Annotated in this window: 16 protein-coding genes; 8 read left to right on the plus strand and 8 right to left on the minus strand. The window is 66.8% G+C overall.

Annotation, left to right across the window (positions count from 1 at the left end):
* The first annotated feature begins 43 nt into the window (after positions 1-43).
* The 4 genes from GN330_RS05975 to GN330_RS05990 all read left to right on the plus strand — a co-directional run bounded on the left by GN330_RS05975 (position 44) and on the right by GN330_RS05990 (position 2,677).
* Positions 44-379, plus strand: a complete 336-nt coding sequence (locus GN330_RS05975) for a hypothetical protein (protein WP_156711696.1) — start codon at positions 44-46, stop codon at positions 377-379.
* A gap of 141 nt (positions 380-520) precedes the next feature.
* Entirely contained in the window at positions 521-1,996 is a 1,476-nt protein-coding gene (locus GN330_RS05980; protein ID WP_156711697.1) for a multicopper oxidase family protein, read from the plus strand.
* Positions 1,997-2,026: 30 nt separating this feature from the next.
* Positions 2,027-2,485, plus strand: coding sequence for a DUF411 domain-containing protein (locus GN330_RS05985; protein WP_156711698.1), 459 nt, complete (start codon positions 2,027-2,029; stop codon positions 2,483-2,485).
* Positions 2,486-2,530: 45 nt separating this feature from the next.
* Positions 2,531-2,677 carry a hypothetical protein gene (locus tag GN330_RS05990; RefSeq protein WP_156711699.1) on the plus strand — a complete coding sequence of 49 codons (147 nt, stop codon included), beginning with the start codon at positions 2,531-2,533 and terminating at the stop codon, positions 2,675-2,677.
* A gap of 167 nt (positions 2,678-2,844) precedes the next feature.
* Here the strand turns inward: GN330_RS05990 and GN330_RS05995 are convergent, their stop codons facing one another.
* The 3 genes from GN330_RS05995 to gshB all read right to left on the minus strand — a co-directional run bounded on the left by GN330_RS05995 (position 2,845) and on the right by gshB (position 6,861).
* Positions 2,845-3,921 (minus strand): D-alanine--D-alanine ligase family protein, encoded by a 1,077-nt coding sequence (locus GN330_RS05995; RefSeq protein WP_343040312.1) that lies wholly within the window; start codon positions 3,919-3,921, stop codon positions 2,845-2,847.
* A gap of 281 nt (positions 3,922-4,202) precedes the next feature.
* Entirely contained in the window at positions 4,203-5,735 is a 1,533-nt protein-coding gene (locus tag GN330_RS06000; protein WP_156711700.1) for a YifB family Mg chelatase-like AAA ATPase, read from the minus strand.
* A 184-nt stretch (positions 5,736-5,919) separates the two neighbouring features.
* Complete coding sequence (gene gshB / locus GN330_RS06005) at positions 5,920-6,861, minus strand: glutathione synthase (protein WP_156711701.1); 942 nt, start codon at positions 6,859-6,861, stop codon at positions 5,920-5,922.
* A gap of 196 nt (positions 6,862-7,057) precedes the next feature.
* Here gshB and GN330_RS06010 point away from each other — a divergent pair, with 196 nt between their 5' ends.
* The 3 genes from GN330_RS06010 (at position 7,058) to GN330_RS06020 (ending at position 10,375) form a co-directional block, all read left to right on the plus strand.
* Positions 7,058-8,386 (plus strand): putative bifunctional diguanylate cyclase/phosphodiesterase, encoded by a 1,329-nt coding sequence (locus tag GN330_RS06010; RefSeq protein ID WP_156711702.1) that lies wholly within the window; start codon positions 7,058-7,060, stop codon positions 8,384-8,386.
* Positions 8,387-8,573: 187 nt separating this feature from the next.
* Entirely contained in the window at positions 8,574-9,338 is a 765-nt protein-coding gene (locus GN330_RS06015; protein ID WP_156711703.1) for an SDR family NAD(P)-dependent oxidoreductase, read from the plus strand.
* 158 nt (positions 9,339-9,496) lie between these two features.
* Positions 9,497-10,375, plus strand: coding sequence for an SMP-30/gluconolactonase/LRE family protein (locus tag GN330_RS06020; RefSeq protein ID WP_156711704.1), 879 nt, complete (start codon positions 9,497-9,499; stop codon positions 10,373-10,375).
* A 36-nt stretch (positions 10,376-10,411) separates the two neighbouring features.
* Here GN330_RS06020 and GN330_RS06025 read toward each other — a convergent pair whose 3' ends face one another.
* The 5 genes from GN330_RS06025 to GN330_RS06045 all read right to left on the minus strand — a co-directional run bounded on the left by GN330_RS06025 (position 10,412) and on the right by GN330_RS06045 (position 14,785).
* Positions 10,412-10,759: a septal ring lytic transglycosylase RlpA family protein gene (locus tag GN330_RS06025; RefSeq protein WP_246188507.1), complete on the minus strand. Its 348-nt coding sequence runs from the start codon at positions 10,757-10,759 to the stop codon at positions 10,412-10,414.
* A 181-nt stretch (positions 10,760-10,940) separates the two neighbouring features.
* Entirely contained in the window at positions 10,941-12,098 is a 1,158-nt protein-coding gene (gene nagA / locus GN330_RS06030) for an N-acetylglucosamine-6-phosphate deacetylase (protein ID WP_156711706.1), read from the minus strand.
* Positions 12,095-13,123: an SIS domain-containing protein gene (locus GN330_RS06035; protein ID WP_246188509.1), complete on the minus strand. Its 1,029-nt coding sequence runs from the start codon at positions 13,121-13,123 to the stop codon at positions 12,095-12,097. Before GN330_RS06035 ends, nagA begins: the two co-directional genes overlap by 4 nt.
* Entirely contained in the window at positions 13,120-13,911 is a 792-nt protein-coding gene (locus GN330_RS06040; protein WP_156711707.1) for a GntR family transcriptional regulator, read from the minus strand. Before GN330_RS06040 ends, GN330_RS06035 begins: the two co-directional genes overlap by 4 nt.
* Position 13,912: 1 nt before the next feature.
* Positions 13,913-14,785: a glucosamine kinase nucleotide-binding domain-containing protein gene (locus GN330_RS06045; RefSeq protein ID WP_343040313.1), complete on the minus strand. Its 873-nt coding sequence runs from the start codon at positions 14,783-14,785 to the stop codon at positions 13,913-13,915.
* Between the two features lie 199 nt (positions 14,786-14,984).
* Between GN330_RS06045 and GN330_RS06050 the strand changes: the two genes are divergently transcribed.
* On the plus strand, positions 14,985-15,908 hold the full coding sequence (locus tag GN330_RS06050) for an N-acetylmuramic acid 6-phosphate etherase (RefSeq protein ID WP_156711709.1): 924 nt from the start codon (positions 14,985-14,987) through the stop codon (positions 15,906-15,908).
* Positions 15,909-15,914: the final 6 nt, after the last annotated feature.

The following is a 15,914-nucleotide window of genomic DNA, read 5'->3' on the forward strand; positions in this document are numbered from 1 at the left end:
CGAGCCGTGGACAGCTCGCGCCGGCCGCACTAACATCACGTCGATGCAAAGTTTTCTGCGCACGCTTGCCGTTCTCCTGCTCGCCGCTTTCGCGGCGGGCAACGTCGCGAATGCGGCGATGAAGACCGAGATGTCGCTTGGCATGTCGGCGGTCGGCGTGAACGGCAAGGTGGGCGTCTGCCAGGGTTGCGTCGGGATGGACGCGGCCGGCATGGATGTCGCCGGCATGAATTGCGACCAAGCCTGCGTCCAGTCGCTGACCGCCCTCCCGGCGCCGCAAGTCATGTCGATGGATGGTCTCGCCGCCGATATCGGTCGCTCGATCGCGCGTGTGATTGTCGGTCGATCCGGACCGCCCGAGCCGCACCCTCCGCGATAAACATCCCGAACCGACGGCAACGGACCTGGTCCGGATCCGCCGATATGATCACGGACGGCGTCAGCGCCGCCGGTGATCAAGTCGCACACGCGGCCCTTGCGCCGCCTTGCGCGATCTCAGTCACTTTTCGGGATGAAAAACATGACCCCCCTCCATCTGCCGACGCTGACGCGTCGGACCCTGCTCGCCGGTATGGCGGGTATCGCCGCTGCCTCGATCCTACCTGCCAAACGCGGCCTGGCCGGCGCACTGCCCGTTCGCGATTTCGCCTTGCGCGCCGCCCCGGGCCGGTTCCGCCTCCTGCCCGCGCCCAATGGCCAGACGCCCGTCTGGAGCTTCAACGCCACAGTTCCTGGTCCGGAAATCCGCGTGCGGCAGGGCGAACGCCTGCGTATTTCGGTCGAAAACGGGCTCGATGAGGAAACGACGGTCCACTGGCATGGCGTGCGGACGCCCAACGCCATGGACGGCGTTCCCCATCTGACCCAGCCTCCGATCGCCCCGGGCGAAACCTTCCTCTACGAGTTCGACGCCGTCGATGCCGGAACCTTCTGGTATCATCCCCACCAGCGAAGCTTCGAACAGGTGGGCCGCGGCCTCTACGGTCCGCTGATCGTGGAAGAGGCCGAACCGCTTCGCGTCGACCGGGAGGTCACCTGGGTCATCGACGACTGGCGCCTTGGCGACGACGCCGCGATCACGAACGATTTCGGCGGCCGCCATGACATGATGCATGGCGGCAGGGTCGGCAACACGGTCACCATCAATGGCCGCGTGCCGGACAGTTTCGCCGTGCGCAAGGGCGAACGCATCAGACTGCGGTTGATCAACGCCGCCAATGCCAGGATCTTCGCGCTCGATTTCACCGACCACGAGCCGGTCGTCGTCGCGCTGGACGGCCAGCCGGTGACGCCACATCGGCCCGCCGATGGGCGTGTCGTGCTCGGTCCGGCCATGCGCGTCGATCTCGTCCTCGATCTGGCTGGCCCGGTCGGCAGCCGTGCCGCCGTCGTCGACCGGTTTTACGAAGGGCTGGAATACCGCCTGATCGAACTCGCCTATGGCGACCAGCCATTGCGGGACGGTCCGCCCGACTGGCCGCTCGACCTGCCCGCCAATCCGCTCGCCGAACCCGATGTCGCGCTCGCCACCCGTCATACGGTGACCTTCACCGGCGGCATGATGGGCCAAATGGTAATGGAGGACATGGCCAGAGGCATGGCGGGCGGCGGCTCCGGTGGCGGCATGATGGGCGGCATGCGCTCGATGATGGGCATGATGCATGGCAAAGGCATCTGGTTCGTCAACGGGGTGGCGGCCGAGGGACCCATGCTCGACCCGATGCTGACGCTTGAGCGCGGCCGGAGCCATGTCCTGGCGATGACCAACGCCACGGCCTGGCCTCATCCCATCCACCTGCACGGCCACTCGTTCCGCGTGATTTCCCGCGACGGCGAACCGACGACCCACCGGGAATGGCAGGACACGGTGCTGATGGCGCCACGCGAGACGGTGGAGATCGCTCTGGTGGCCGACAATCCCGGCGATTGGATGTTCCACTGCCACATTCTCGAACATCAGATGTCGGGCATGATGGGCGTCATTCGCGTCGCCTGACGCCGAACGGAACGAAAAAGGAAGAAGACAATGCGCGGATCGATCCACATTCTGGCGGCAACCGTCCTGATCACCGGCGGCGCGGCGGCCTACCTGCTTTCGCCGGGGCCGGCCGCGGCACAGGCGGTCATGCTCTACAAGAACCCGCAATGCGGCTGCTGCGAAGCCTATGCCGACTATCTGCGGCAAAACGGGTTTACGGTCACCGTCGAACCGACCCACGAACTAGCGGCCATGAGCCGCGCGGCCGGCGTGGCCAATGATGTCCAGGGGTGTCACCTGTCGATGATCGAGGGTTATGCGGTGAGCGGTCATGTCCCCGTCGACGTGGTCAAGGGACTGCTCACCGAACGTCCTGACATCAAGGGTGTGACGCTGCCCGGCATGCCGCTCGGCTCTCCGGGTATGGGCGGGACGAAGGAGGCGGCGTTCGAGATCCTCGAAATCTCGAAATCCGGCGAAATCACCGGCGTCTACGCACGCCGTTAAGGTGCGGACGGAAATCAACTGTCACAACGCGAAAGGATTGATACGATGATGAACGCTCAAGGCAATATGATGGACGGCATGGGCGGAATGGCGATGTGGGGCATGGGCTTCGTGTGGCTCCTCGTCGTCATCGTGCTTGTGCTGGGCGCCGCGGCGCTGGTGAAGTATCTTTTGTCGGGCAATCGCAAATGACATGTTCCGGGACGTAACGGCGAGGTCATCTTTGCCACGATCCGGGGTTCGATCGCAGACCCGAAACACGGTGACGTTTCCTGATCGAGGCGCCTCGACCGTTGCGCCGGCGCCGGGCCGCCTCCATCCGGCACCACGGGCTTGTCGCCCCGGCGCTGGCCCGCAGCTTACGCATCGCGGCCGGCTCGCGCCAGCCCGTGCGCCACCAGCCGGTCGAGAATGTCCGGATAGCTCACGCCGCTTGCCGCCATCGCCTTGGAATACATGCTGATGTCGGTGAAGCCGGGAATGGTGTTGAGCTCGTTGATCAGGAAACGCATGTCCGGCGTGAGGAAGAAATCCACCCGCGCCATGCCGTCGCAGCCGACGACGCGGAAGGCCCTGGCCGCCGTCGCGCGGATTTCGCTTTCGATCCTGTCCGGCAGTTCCGCCGGCACTTTCAGCACCGCGCCGTCCGCGTCGACATATTTTGCCTCGTAGTTGTAAAAGCCGTGGCTCCGCGCCGTCACGATCTCGCCGGGACGCGAGACGAACAGGTCGCCTTGCCCGTCCTCCAGCACGCTGCATTCGATCTCGCGGCCGTCGATGAACTCTTCGGCAAGCAGCGTGCGGTCGTTGTTGAAGCCTTCGGTAAGCGCCGCCTGGTAGTCTTCCTCGCTCGCCACCTTGCTCACCCCGACGGAAGAGCCCTGGCGCGCCGGTTTGACGAAAAGCGGAAGCCCGAACGCTCGCCGCAGCTCGGCAAAAGTCGGCACGGCGTCGCGGACGATCGTCACGGATCGCGCGATCGGCAGCCCGGCTTCGGCGAGAAGGCGTTTGGTGATGTCCTTGTCGAGTGCGACCGCGGAGCCGAGAATAGCGCAGCCGGCCAGCGGCACGCGCGCCACCGCCGCCAGCCCCTGCACCGCGCCGTCCTCGCCATGAAGCCCGTGCAGCACGGGAAAAATCATGTCGATCTTCGGCAGGGCGAAGGGCGCCCCCTCGGGCGGGATTGCCAGTATCCGTCCTTCTCCGCCCGGCACCAGGCAAATCTGCGTTCCGCGCGACGGCTGCCCCGGCGCGCCATCCTCGAAGCTGCTCAACAGCCATCGCCCCTCGCGGGTGATGAAGATCGGCACCACATCGTAGCGCGCCGGCGCGAGCGCGCGCATGACATTGGTTGCCGAAAGCACCGACACGTCATGCTCGGCGGAACGTCCGCCGAACAAGACGGCGATGCGCAGTCTGCTTGAGGATGGGGCCACGAAACGCTCCGGGAATGATCTGGGTTGACCGTCCTGTGAGCTTAAAGCGATAGCGCGGGCGGCGGCAGGCTGGAAGACCGTTTTTCAACTGTCGCGCCGTTCCGGACATAGCCACTGATGGTTTCCGCGTGTGACGGCCCGTCGGATACCGGGGGCGCCCTGGCTGATTTCGGCCGGTTCGTTCGTCCGCGGCGTGCCGCGCGCATGGACCGCCTCCTCCGCCGGCGAGCCCGACGGAAGAAAGGCGGGTCGCTCGGTTTTGGTCGGGATAGGTCGGCTGTTCAAGCGGCCTGGGCGAACCCGTCTGTGCCCATCCGGTACGAGATCGCCTCCGCTAGGTGGATGCGGCCGACCGCGTCCTTGCCGTCGAGGTCGGCCAGGGTGCGCGCGACCTTCAAAACGCGGTGATAGGCGCGCGCCGAAAAGCCGAGCTTTTCGCTGGCATCGCGCAAAAGCGCCGCGCCTGCCTCGTCCGGCCGCGCGATCTCCTCGACCAGCCCGGTCGAGCACAGGGCGTTCGTTGCGATATCCTTCATGCCGAGGCGCGCGAACCGGTCGCGCTGGATCGCGCGCGCCGCGGCGACGCGGCCGGCGACAGCCTGGCTCGCTTCACCGCCGTGGATATGGAAGAGCTCGTGCGGCGACACGGCCGGAACCTCGATCCGCAAATCGATCCGGTCGAGCAGCGGGCCGGAAATCCGCGCCTGGTAGTCGCTGCGACAGCGCGGCCCGCGGGCGCAGCGATAGCCCGGCTCACCGGCGCGCCCGCACCGGCACGGGTTCATCGCCGCCACGAGCTGCGCACGGGCGGGATAGGAGACGCGGTTGTTGGCACGCGCGATCACCGCCTGGCCCGATTCGATCGGCTGGCGCAGCGAATCCAGCACGGCAGGCGTGAATTCGGGCAGCTCGTCCAGGAAAAGCACGCCGTTATGGGCGAGCGACACCTCGCCGGGACGCACCCGCAGGCCGCCGCCGACCATCGCCGCCATCGAGGCGGAATGGTGCGGCGCGCGAAACGGCCGGCGATCCGACAGGCGCCCCTCGGCGAGTTCGCCGGCGATCGACTGGATCATCGAGACCTCCAGCAATTCGCGCGGCGCCAGCGGCGGCAGGATGGACGGCAGGCGCTGGGCCAGCATCGACTTGCCCGCGCCGGGCGGTCCGCACATCAAGAGATGGTGGCCGCCGGCCGCCGCGACTTCGAGCGCGCGCTTCGCCGTCTCCTGGCCCTTGATGTCGGCGAGGTCCGGCAGGGTTCCTGAGGCGGAGCGGATTTCGGCGATGGGACGCGACAGGACCTGCGACCCGCGAAAATGGTTGGCGATCGCGATCAGACTGCGCGGCGCCAGGATTTCCATCTCGCCGTCGGCCCAGGCGGCCTCCGCCCCCGCGGCGTGCGGGCAGATCAGCCCCTTTCCGAGACCGTTGGCGCCGATCGCGGCCGGCAGCGCCCCATGCACATGCGCGATCGTGCCGTCGAGCGACAATTCGCCGAGCACGACGAAACCCTCCAGCGCGTCGGCCGGCACCGCGCCGAGCGCGGCCATCAGGCCGAGCGCGATCGGCAGATCGTAATGGCTGCCCTCCTTGGGCAGGTCGGCGGGCGCGAGATTAACCGTCACTCTCTTGGGCGGCATCGACAGGCCGGAGGCATGAAGCGCGGCCTGCACCCGTTCCCGGCTCTCGGCCACCGCCTTGTCGGGCAGGCCGACGATCTGCATGTTGATCTTGCCCGGCGCGATCATCACCTGAACGTCGACCGGAACCGCCTCGATGCCCTGAAAGGCGACGGTGCTGACCCGCGAAACCATCTCCGCTTCTCCCCGACCACGGGAGCGGCATACAACCGATGCGTTCGTTCGGGTGCCGCCCTCGCGCCGAATTAAGCACAAATGTCTATCGCTCGCAAGAACATTACGAGAACAACCTAGCGCTTCGCGTGTATCTAGGTTGCAGTTGGTTGCATTGCCGTGAACGGAACGGCAACGCGACCGCTTATGCCCGTCGCGCCTCGACCGCGTCCCAGAACAGGGCGGCGATGTCGGCGCCGCCGAATTTCTTCACCTCGCGCACGCCGGTCGGCGAGGTGACGTTGATTTCCGTCAGCAGGCCGCCGATCACGTCGATGCCGACGAGGAGGAATCCGCGCTCCTTCAGCGCCGGGCCGATCCGCGCGCAGATCTCGCGCTCGCGTTCGGTCAGCTCGGCATGTTCGGCCCGGCCGCCGACATGCATGTTGGATCGCGAATCATGTTCGGCCGGCACCCGGTTGATGGCGCCGACCGGTTCGCCGTCGATCAGGATGATGCGCTTGTCGCCGGCGCGCACCGCCTTGAGGTAGCGCTGGACGATATAGGGTTCGCGGAACATCTGGCCGAACATCTCCAGCAGCGCGGCGAGATTGCGGTCGGCCTCGTGCAGGTGGAAGATGCCGGCGCCGCCATTGCCGTAGAGCGGCTTGACGATGATGTCGCCGTGTTCGCGCCGGAACGCGGCGACCTCGCGCGGATCCTTGGTGATCAGCGTTTCGGGCATCAAATCGGGGAATTCGGTGACGAAGATCTTTTCGGGACTGTTGCGTACCCAGGCTGGATCGTTGACCACCAGGGTCGCGGGATGGATACGCTCCAGGATATGCGTGGTGGTGATGTAGTTCATGTCGAATGGCGGGTCCTGGCGCAAGAGCACCACGTCGACCTCGGAAAGGTCGAGGCGGCGCGGTTCGCCGAGCGAAAAATGGTCGCCGGCAACGTCGCGCACCGTCATCGTCTCGGCCCAGGCGAAAACGCCGCCGTCGCGCATCGACAGACTATCGGGCGTGTAGTGGAAAAGCTGGTGGCCGCGCCGTTGCGCTTCCAGCGCCAGGGCGAAGCTCGTATCCCCCGCGATCGTGACGGTCGAAACATGGTCCATCTGGACGGCGATTTTCAAGGACATCGGCGACTCCGCGTCTGGGCCCCAAGGCGACAAGGGGTGAAGCCATCTATCCAATTCCGGCGCGAAAGCCAATCCGCCGGTCCACGCGTCTTGATTGTGGCCGGGACCAAGCGGGCGATACGCTTCCTAAACGGTTTTACGCAAGAATACGCTCAATCAGGCAAGTCTAAAGCTAGAAAGTTTCATGAACGGGCCGATGCCAGGCATCAATGAAAGCAGGGACGGCGGCGATCTGGCGTATACCGATCCCTTGACCGGGCTCGGCAACAACCGGCGTTTCGTTACCAAGATCAAGCGTCTGATCGGCGAGCGGGCCGACGATCCGGCGCCGTTCGCGATCGGCATCATCGATCTCGACGGGTTCAAGCCGATCAACGATCTGTTCGGACGCGCCGCCGGTGACGAAATCCTCATGCAGGTGGCGTTGCGACTTCACGCGGCGATGGACAAGCATTCCACCATCACTCGGATCGGGGCCGACGAGTTCGCCTTTCTCTTCCCGATGACCTTCAGCGAGGCCGCGGTCTCCGAGCAGGCGCGCATGCTGATCGAGATCCTGTCGGCGCCCTACGATCTGGGTGAGCGCGGCGCGCGGCTTTCGGCCTCCGTCGGCTGTGCGCTGTTTTACGTCGGCGGCGAGAGCGCGGAAGATCTGGTCCGCAAGGCTGAAACCGCGCTCTACCACGCCAAGCGCAACGGCCGGGGCCGCGTGGTCGTCTACACGCAGGAAATGGAGGATGCGGCCAAGCGCGACACACGCATCGAGCAGGCGCTGCGGCGTGCGGTCTCGGCCGAGGAGGTGCAGCCCTACTTTCAGCCGATCGTCGATCTGGCGACGCGCCGGATCGTCGGCTTCGAGGCGCTCGCGCGCTGGACCGATCGCGATCTGGGCTTCGTGTCCCCAAGCGTCTTCATTCCGATCGCCGAGGAACGCGGCATCATTGGCGCGCTTTCGCAGTTGCTTTTGCGCAAGGCGAGCCGCGCCGCCCAGGACTGGCCCGGCGATCTCTTCCTCTCGTTCAACCTGTCGCCGTCGCAACTGGTCGACCAGAATACGGCAGACCACATCCTGACCACGCTCGCCCGCGCCTCGTTCGACCCGCGGCGGCTGGAGGTCGAAATCACCGAAACCGGCATGATGAGCGATCCCGCCTCGGCGGAAAAGATCGTCCAGGATCTGCGCGCCGAAGGGGTGCGCATCTCACTGGACGATTTCGGCACGGGACAGTCGAGCCTCGGCCGGTTGCGTGAATTCCATTTCGACAAGCTGAAGATCGATCAGGCCTTCGTCGCCTCCATTCTCGACGACCGCGCCTCCGAGCACATCATTCGAGCGATCCTGGCGATGTGCGAGGGCCTCGATATCGAAGTGGTGGCCGAGGGCATCGAAACCGAGGAGCAGGCCGCCCGCCTGGTCGAGTTCGGATGCCGGGGCGGGCAGGGTTATCTTTTTGGCAGGCCGGCCGCCGCCGCCGCCACGATGCGTCATCTGACCACCTTCGCCAAACTGCCGGCAGCGTCCTGACGTGACCGGCCTCGCGCCCGGCTGAAGGCGGCACCCACCGGCGCGGACCCCGCCGCGGATGGCTCTCGTGCGAGGCCGAAGCGGATTTCGCTACACGCCCCACGAAGCCAGATACGGGGCTTGTCACGCGGCGCGCGATTGCCGAAAGTCTGCCGCTCGGACCGCCAGGAGAGGGAAACGAGCGACCATGACCGATGCGATCTTTCCGGATTTGCGCGATGCCGCCGTGGTGATCACCGGCGGTGGGACGGGGATCGGCGCCTGCCTGACGGAAGGCTTCGCGCGCCAGGGCGCACGGGTCGCCTTCCTCGATATCGCCGAAGCCGAAAGCCGGGCCCTGTGCGAGCGTCTCGAGGAGGAGACGGGCTGCCGGCCGCTTTTCCTTCCTGCCGATTTGCGTGATGTCGCTGCGCTGCGCGCGGCCGTGGCGCAGGCGGCCGACGCGCACGGTCCGGCCGCCGTGCTCGTCAACAATGCCGCGCGTGACGACCGCCACGCGGTCGAGGATGTGACGCCGGAGTTCTGGGACGCCAACCAGGCGGTCAATCTCAGGCCGCACTTCTTCGCCATCCAGGCGGCGGTGCCGGCGATGAAGGCCGCCGGCCGCGGCGCGATCGTCAATTTCTCCTCAACCTCCTACATGATCAATGGTGGCGGCTTTGCCTCCTATACCGCCGCCAAGGCCGGCGTGATCGGGCTGACGAAGGGGCTCGCCGGTGAGCTCGGCCCGTTCGGCATCCGCGTGAACGCGATCGCGCCGGGATGGGTGATGACGAAACGCCAGCGCGACCTATGGGTGACGGAAGCCGGCCTCAAGGCGCATATCGACCGACAATGCCTGAAACAGGAAATCGCGCCGGCCGACATGGTCGGTCCGTGCCTGTTCCTCGCCTCCTCGGCCGCGCGCATGGTGACCGCCCAAACGCTGATCGTCGATGCGGGGTCGCTTTAGAGCGTTTCCAGGCGAAGTGGAAGCCGGGTCGCCGTTCACAGGCGCGTTAAAACAATAAGTTAGAGCCGATCTGCGATTCCGCGAATAGTATAACGGTTCTAGGGTCAGATACCCGGACGTTTTTTGCAATCCGACGCGGAACCGAAAGGGCCGACCAGATGACCGACCACGTTTCGATCCTGTGCGACATCGCCTGCGAACTCGGCGAGGGGCCGTCCTACGATCCCGCAACCAACCGGTTGTTCTGGTTCGACATCACCGGAAAAAGGCTGTTGGAAAAACCGTTTCCGGACGGCGAGACGGTGGTGCACGACCTGCCCTTCATGGCGAGCGCGATCGCCGTCATCGACGCCGGCCGGCAGCTCCTTGCCGCCGAAAACGGTCTGCATGTGCGTGACGCGGCCACCGGGGCGCTGTCGCTCGTGCAACCGATCGAGGCCGACAACGCGCTGACGCGGGCCAATGATTCCAGAGTGCATCCGTGCGGCGCGTTCTGGATCGGCACGATGGCCAAGGACGAAAGCCGCGACCGGGGCGCGATCTACTGGTTCTTCCGGGGCGAGTTGCGCCCGCTCTATCGACCCTTGTCGATCCCCAACTCGATCTGTTTTTCGCCCGACGGGCGCATCGCCTATTTCACCGACACGCCGCGCGGCCTGCTCTACCGGGTCGATTGCGATCCCCAAACCGGCCTGCCGGTGGGCGAGCCGGCCGTCTTCGTCGACTGGCGCGGCAGCGACGGCTTCATCGACGGTTCGGTGGTCGACGCCGAGGGGGTGTTGTGGAACGCGCGCTGGGCCGGCGGGGCCGTGGATGCCTGGGCGCCGGACGGGCGCCGGCTGCGCACCATCGCCGTTCCCGCCGCGCAGGCGACATGTCCGGCCTTTGCCGGTGCCGACGCGTCGCGGCTCGTCGCGACCTCGGCCTGGAAGGGCAAGAGCGAACGGCAGCGCGGGGCCGAGCCTGACGCCGGCAAGACGTTTCTGATCGACATGCCGGTATGTGGGCGTTTCGAGCCCAAGGTGAAGATCGCCTGATCCGGGCAGTATTCGCGCCGGATAACGCCCGGGCGATCAGCCGACGCGTTTCATGCAGATCTTGGTGTGGCCGGCGCTGATGAAGCCGAGCTGCCGGGCGGCGGCCTTGGAAAGGTCGAGCACCCGGCCGCGGATGAATGGGCCGCGGTCGTTGATCCGCACCACCACCGAACGGCCGTTGCGCTGATTGACCACTTTCAGCCTGGTGCCGAACGGCAGGGTGCGGTGCGCGGCGGTCATCGCCGCGGGGTTCATGCGTTCGCCCGAGGCGGTCTTGGAGGTGAGGGCATACCAGGAGGCACGCCCGCAATCGGCCGATGCCGTACCTGTTGACGCGGCAACGGCGATGCCGCCGGCGATCAGGCGTCCGGCGAATGAATTCATGCGCGATGTCATTGACGTGGATTGTCCCAGGCGATTTTTCTCGAAAGCCGGCTATGGCCGAAATGTGGCGCGGGCTGGGCTCGGCCTGCCGGGTTCCATCACGTTGGGAGTCTCCAGGTCACATTGGGTGAGGCGGTAGGAGCCGGCAAGAGCGGTCGAGGCGGAAGCATACGCCGCGCGTTCAGCGCCCGACCGCACGCCCGCCGATCCACACGCCGGCGATTTCCAACGCGTCGGTGAGGTGCACCATATCGGCGCGCGCGCCGGTGGCAAGCCGCCCGTAACGATCGCCGACGCCCATCGCCTGGGCCGGATAGAGCGAGGCCATGCGCAACGCTTCCTCGAGCGACAATCCGATCCGCCTGTGCATGAACCGGACCGCCGAGATCATGTCGAGGTCGGCGCCGGCGAGTGTACCGTCCTCCAGCGTCAGCCGTCCCTCGCTTCGGCGAATGGTGCGGCCGTTCAGCGTGAAGCTTTCCATGGCCGTGCCGATCGTGGCCATGGCGTCGGTGACCAGAAAGATGCGCCCCGGCATCGATTTGGCCTTGATTGCGGTGCGGATATTGGCCGGATCGACATGGATGCCGTCGGCGATCAACCCGGCCGACAGGGCGCCGAGATCGATTGCGGCGCCCACCAGGCCGGGTTCGCGATTGGCGATCTGGCTCATCGCGTTGAACAGATGCGTGACCATGCTCGCACCGGCCGCCGTTGCCGCCGCCACCGCCTGATAGGTGGCGTTGGAATGGCCGAGGCTGACGACAATGCCGGCCCGCGTAAGCCGCGCGATCCGCTCGGGCGCGACCGCCTCCGGTGCCATCGTCACCAGCAATGCCGGCAGTTTTTCCCGCGTCTCGACGAGGAAGGCTTCGTCGTTGTCGTTCATCGGCCGGATCAGCGCCGGGTCGTGCGCGCCCTTGCGTGCCAACGACAGGTGGGGGCCTTCCAGATGAAGCCCGATCAAGCCAGCCACACCGTCTCCGACGGCGTCGACCACCGCGTCGACCGCTGCCCGGCTTACCGCCGGCGTATCGGTGATCAGGGTCGGCAGCAGCGCCGTCGTTCCGAAACCGGCATGGGCGGCGCAGATGGCGCGGATCGTCGCGACATCCTGGCGGTCGTTGAGCATCACGCCGCCGCCGCCATTGACTTGAAGATCGACGAACCCGGGTGCCAGCAGGCCGCCGTCGAACCGCACGGTTTCGGCCTCGGCTGGAACCTCGCCGTCCGCAACGATGTCGGCGACTGTGCCGTCGCGGACAATCAGAGCCATGCCCTGGCGGCGGCGCTCGCCGTCGAAAATGTCGGCCCCGACAAAGGCGGTCGTCGTCATCATAGGGTTTCCGTCACCTTGCGCAGATTGGGCGGCTGGTCGGGGTCGAGGCCGCGCGCCCGGGCGAAGGCCTCGATGAAACCGTAGAACGACGCGATCAGGGCGAGCGGATCGGTCAGCGGGTGGCCGGTCGGCGCGGTCGGCAACGCCGCCTCGCGGCCCGCCTTCTCGCTGGTCGCGAAGACGGTGGCGCCGCGCGCGGCCAGGCTCTCGATCGCCTGCAGCATCGACGGTTCGGATTTGTCGCGCACGACCAGCGCCAGGACCGGAAAACCGGGCTTCACCAGCGCCATCGGCCCGTGCATGACTTCGGCCGCCGAATAGGCTTCCGCGTGCACGCCGCTGGTCTCCTTGAATTTGAGTGCCGCTTCCTGGGCGATCGCCATGCCTGGGCCGCGCCCGAGGATGTAAAGCGATTCGTTTCGCAGCAGGGCGGCGGCAAGCGGCGTCCAGTCGCAGCCGACCGCCTTTTCGAGATGGGACGGCAACGACCGCAACGCGGCGGAAAGTTCGTCCGAACCGGTCCAGTGCGCGAGGATCGACAGGCCGGCAAGCGCGGAATTGACGAAGGTCTTGGTGGCGGCGACGCTGCGTTCCTCGCCTGCCAGGATGTCGACGGTGTGGTCGCAATGGCTGCCGATCGGCGCGCCGGCCGTGTTGGTGACGGCGATCGTCAGCGCCCCCGCCGCGCGCGCCATCTCGGCCATGGCGACGATGTCGGGACTCTTGCCCGATTGCGAAATCGCGATCGCGGCCGCCCCGGCCAGCCTCAGCCGGGCGCCGTAGATCGAGGCGATGGAAGGGCCGAGCGAGGCGACCGGGACGCCGGCGGTGAGTTCGGTAGCGTATTTCAGTAACGACGCCGCGTGATCCGACGAGCCGCGCGCGACGGTGGCCAGGAGGCGCGGATCATGCGCGGCGAGGGCGGTTCCGGCCGCGGTCAGGGTCTTTTCGCCGTCGCGCAGCAGGTGCGCAGCGGCGCCCGGGATTTCGCGGATTTCCCGCCACATATGGGTCGGCCTGGTCATCGTGCCTCCGTGCTGCCGGGCTCGTCGGCTTCGGCCAGCCGCAACTCGGCCACGAAATCATAGGTGTCTCCGCGATAGATCGAGCGCGTGAATTCGATCACCCGCCCGGAGGCAAGGTAGGAGATGCGTTCGATGCTGAGACCGGCCGCGCCGGCCGGCACCCTCAGAAGCGCGGCGTCGGCCTCCTCGAGATTGGTTGCGGAAATGCGCTGGACGGCGCGCACCGGGCGTTTGCCGGTTCTTTGCAGCACCGTATAGAGCGAACTCGTCACCGTGCCCGGATCGGGCAACACGTCGCTCGACAGCGTGGCGCGCTCGATCGCCAGCGGGGTGTCATTGGCAAGCCGCAACCGCGACAGCCGTGCGACGAGCTCTCGCGAGGACAGTCCCAGCACCATCATTTCGTCGGGCGAGGGCGGGTAGATGCCGCGATCGATCCACTCCGAATGCGCGGTCATGCCGCGGCGCGCCATGTCCTGCGTAAAGGAGGTCAGCCGCGACAGCGATTGCTCGACCCGGTCGACCCGCGGAGCCACGAAGGTGCCCGAGCCATGACGCTGGATCAAAAGCCCGCTGGCGACAAGGTCCTGTACGGCCTTGCGCACGGTCACGCGCGACATCTCGGTGCGCGCGGCGATCTCGCGTTCCGACGGTAGGGCGTCGCCGGGCCTGATGACGCCGTGGCTCAACGCATCCTCGATGCTGCGCCGCAGCCGCAGGTAGAGCGGCGTGCCTTGCCCCTCGCCCGCGCGCAGGCCGGCCAGGATGTGCCGGGTCAGCGCGGTCATCTTAGCGCCCCGTCGCCGCGCCGAAGCGGCGCGCCGCCATCGCCACGGCGCCGCCCAGCGCATCGGCGATCGGCGGCTGCAGCATTGCCGACAATGGTGCCCCCAGCCTTGCCGCGATGCGTTCGCCGAGGCCGCCGAGCAGGCAAAGCCGGTCGGTCTGGCGCAGGCCAAGGGCGGTCAGCGCCGCCTCGACATGCGACGCCACCTCGTCCAGCAGGCTTTTGGCCAGGGGATCGCCCTGGTCCGCGAACTCGAAAACGATTGGGACCAGGGCGCCGAAATCACGCGGCCTGGCCGAGGCGGCGAAGGTTACCAGCCGGCGCGGATCTGTCTCGAAACGGGCAAGAACGGCCGCCGTCAGCGCCGTTTGCGGGCGGATCCCGTCATGGGCGAGCAGGGTCTCCTCGAGCAATTGACGGCCGAGGCGGGCGCCGCCGCCGAGATCGCCGAGCTGGAAACCCCACCCGCCGATCGATCTGATCGTTTCGCCGTGCCGCGCCATGAACACCGACCCGGTGCCGATGATGGCGATCGCGCCGTCATGGCCGCCGAGCGCGCCTTCGAGCGCGATCAGCGCGTCGCTCTCGACGCGGCTTTCGCCGAATGGCAGCTGCGTGGCGAGCCGCCGTCCGACATCGGCGACATTGGCGCCGGCCAGGCCGAGGACCGCGCCCGCCTGGTCGAATGCGGGCACTTGGCCGGCGGCCTCGAACGCGGCGTGCGCGGCCTCCACGATGCTGGCGCAGGCGCCGTCGAGATCGGTCATTACATTGGCCGCGCCGCTCTGGCCCCGGCCGAGAATCTCGCCGGTCGCCGCGGCAAGTCCCGCCCGGCAATTCGTGCCGCCGCCGTCAATGCCCAACACCCATTTCACGCCATGGTCCTCCTGGATCGATATAATACCAATAAAATACCAATATCCAAGGCTTAATTTCCGGACCGGGTGTGATTCGTGCAATATGTTGTTTTCATTGATATAATAGAAAAGTTCGTTTTAAGGCTCCAGAAAATCGTTAACATCTTCTGGACAAGTGGTATTTTTTTGGTATTGTCAGCGCGAAGAGGAGGATTGGATGGCGCTTCGCCGGACCGAACAGCGGCACCCCAAGGCTGACGGGATCGACCTGTTGCCTGATGAGGACGTGCTTGCGCGGCTGGCGGAATCGCAACTCGACGCCGCGACCAGCGTCCGCGACGCGCTCGAACCGATCGCCCGGGCCGCTATGCTCGCCGCCGAAACCATCGAAAAGGGCGGCCGGCTGGCCTATGCCGCCGCCGGCAGTTCCGGCCTGATGGCGCTGGCCGACGCGCTGGAATTGCCCGGCACGTTCGGTATCGCGCCGGAGCGCATCGCGGTGTTGATCGCTGGCGGCGCCGCCGCCCTGCATACCCTGGCGGGCGGCCCCGAGGACGACGGGGACGAGGCCGGGCGGGCGGTTCGCGAGGCCGGTCTCGGCCCTGCCGACTGCCTGATCGCGGTCACGGCGAGCGGCTCGACACCCTATGCGCTCGCCGCGCTCGAGGAGGCGCGCGCCCGCGGCGTCCGCACGATCGCCATCGCCAACAATGCCGGAACGCCGGCCTTCGGGCTCGCCGACATCCCGATCGTGCTCGCGACACCGCCGGAAATCGTCGCCGGTTCGACCCGGATGGGCGCGGGCACGGCGCAGAAGATCGCGCTCAACATGCTGTCGACGCTGATGGCGATCCGGCTCGGTCATGTACATGACGGTTTCATGGTCAATCTGAAGGCCGACAATCACAAATTGCAGGCGCGTGCCACGCGCATCGTGGCAACGATCGCCGGCTGCGGCGAGGACGAGGCGGGCGCTCTTCTCGACCGGGCCGGCGGCTCGGTCAAGATCGCCACGCTTCTGGCGGCCGGCGCGGCGTCGCGCGCGGCGGCTGAAGATTTGCTCGAAGGCTCCGGCTGGCGATTGCGACCGGCGCTTTCGATGCTCAGGGGCGAAGCCCACGCCCGCAAGCATGCAACCTGAAAGGGC

The organism is Nitratireductor arenosus (assembly GCF_009742725.1).
GTDB classification, from domain to species: Bacteria; Pseudomonadota; Alphaproteobacteria; order Rhizobiales; family Rhizobiaceae; genus Mangrovimarina; species Mangrovimarina arenosa.

What these genes read in the sequence shown, in the direction of transcription:
- GN330_RS05975 (WP_156711696.1), top strand. Translation starts at nt 44, where the DNA reads ATGCAAAGTTTTCTGCGCACGCTTGCCGTTCTCCTGCTCGCCGCTTTC.
- GN330_RS05980 (WP_156711697.1), top strand. Translation starts at nt 521, where the DNA reads ATGACCCCCCTCCATCTGCCGACGCTGACGCGTCGGACCCTGCTCGCC.
- GN330_RS05985 (WP_156711698.1), top strand. Translation starts at nt 2,027, where the DNA reads ATGCGCGGATCGATCCACATTCTGGCGGCAACCGTCCTGATCACCGGC.
- GN330_RS05990 (WP_156711699.1), top strand. Translation starts at nt 2,531, where the DNA reads ATGATGAACGCTCAAGGCAATATGATGGACGGCATGGGCGGAATGGCG.
- GN330_RS06000 (WP_156711700.1), bottom strand. Translation starts at nt 5,735, where the DNA reads ATGGTTTCGCGGGTCAGCACCGTCGCCTTTCAGGGCATCGAGGCGGTT.
- gshB (WP_156711701.1), bottom strand. Translation starts at nt 6,861, where the DNA reads ATGTCCTTGAAAATCGCCGTCCAGATGGACCATGTTTCGACCGTCACG.
- GN330_RS06010 (WP_156711702.1), top strand. Translation starts at nt 7,058, where the DNA reads ATGCCAGGCATCAATGAAAGCAGGGACGGCGGCGATCTGGCGTATACC.
- GN330_RS06015 (WP_156711703.1), top strand. Translation starts at nt 8,574, where the DNA reads ATGACCGATGCGATCTTTCCGGATTTGCGCGATGCCGCCGTGGTGATC.
- GN330_RS06020 (WP_156711704.1), top strand. Translation starts at nt 9,497, where the DNA reads ATGACCGACCACGTTTCGATCCTGTGCGACATCGCCTGCGAACTCGGC.
- GN330_RS06025 (WP_246188507.1), bottom strand. Translation starts at nt 10,759, where the DNA reads ATGAATTCATTCGCCGGACGCCTGATCGCCGGCGGCATCGCCGTTGCC.
- nagA (WP_156711706.1), bottom strand. Translation starts at nt 12,098, where the DNA reads ATGATGACGACGACCGCCTTTGTCGGGGCCGACATTTTCGACGGCGAG.
- GN330_RS06035 (WP_246188509.1), bottom strand. Translation starts at nt 13,123, where the DNA reads ATGACCAGGCCGACCCATATGTGGCGGGAAATCCGCGAAATCCCGGGC.
- GN330_RS06040 (WP_156711707.1), bottom strand. Translation starts at nt 13,911, where the DNA reads ATGACCGCGCTGACCCGGCACATCCTGGCCGGCCTGCGCGCGGGCGAG.
- GN330_RS06050 (WP_156711709.1), top strand. Translation starts at nt 14,985, where the DNA reads ATGGCGCTTCGCCGGACCGAACAGCGGCACCCCAAGGCTGACGGGATC.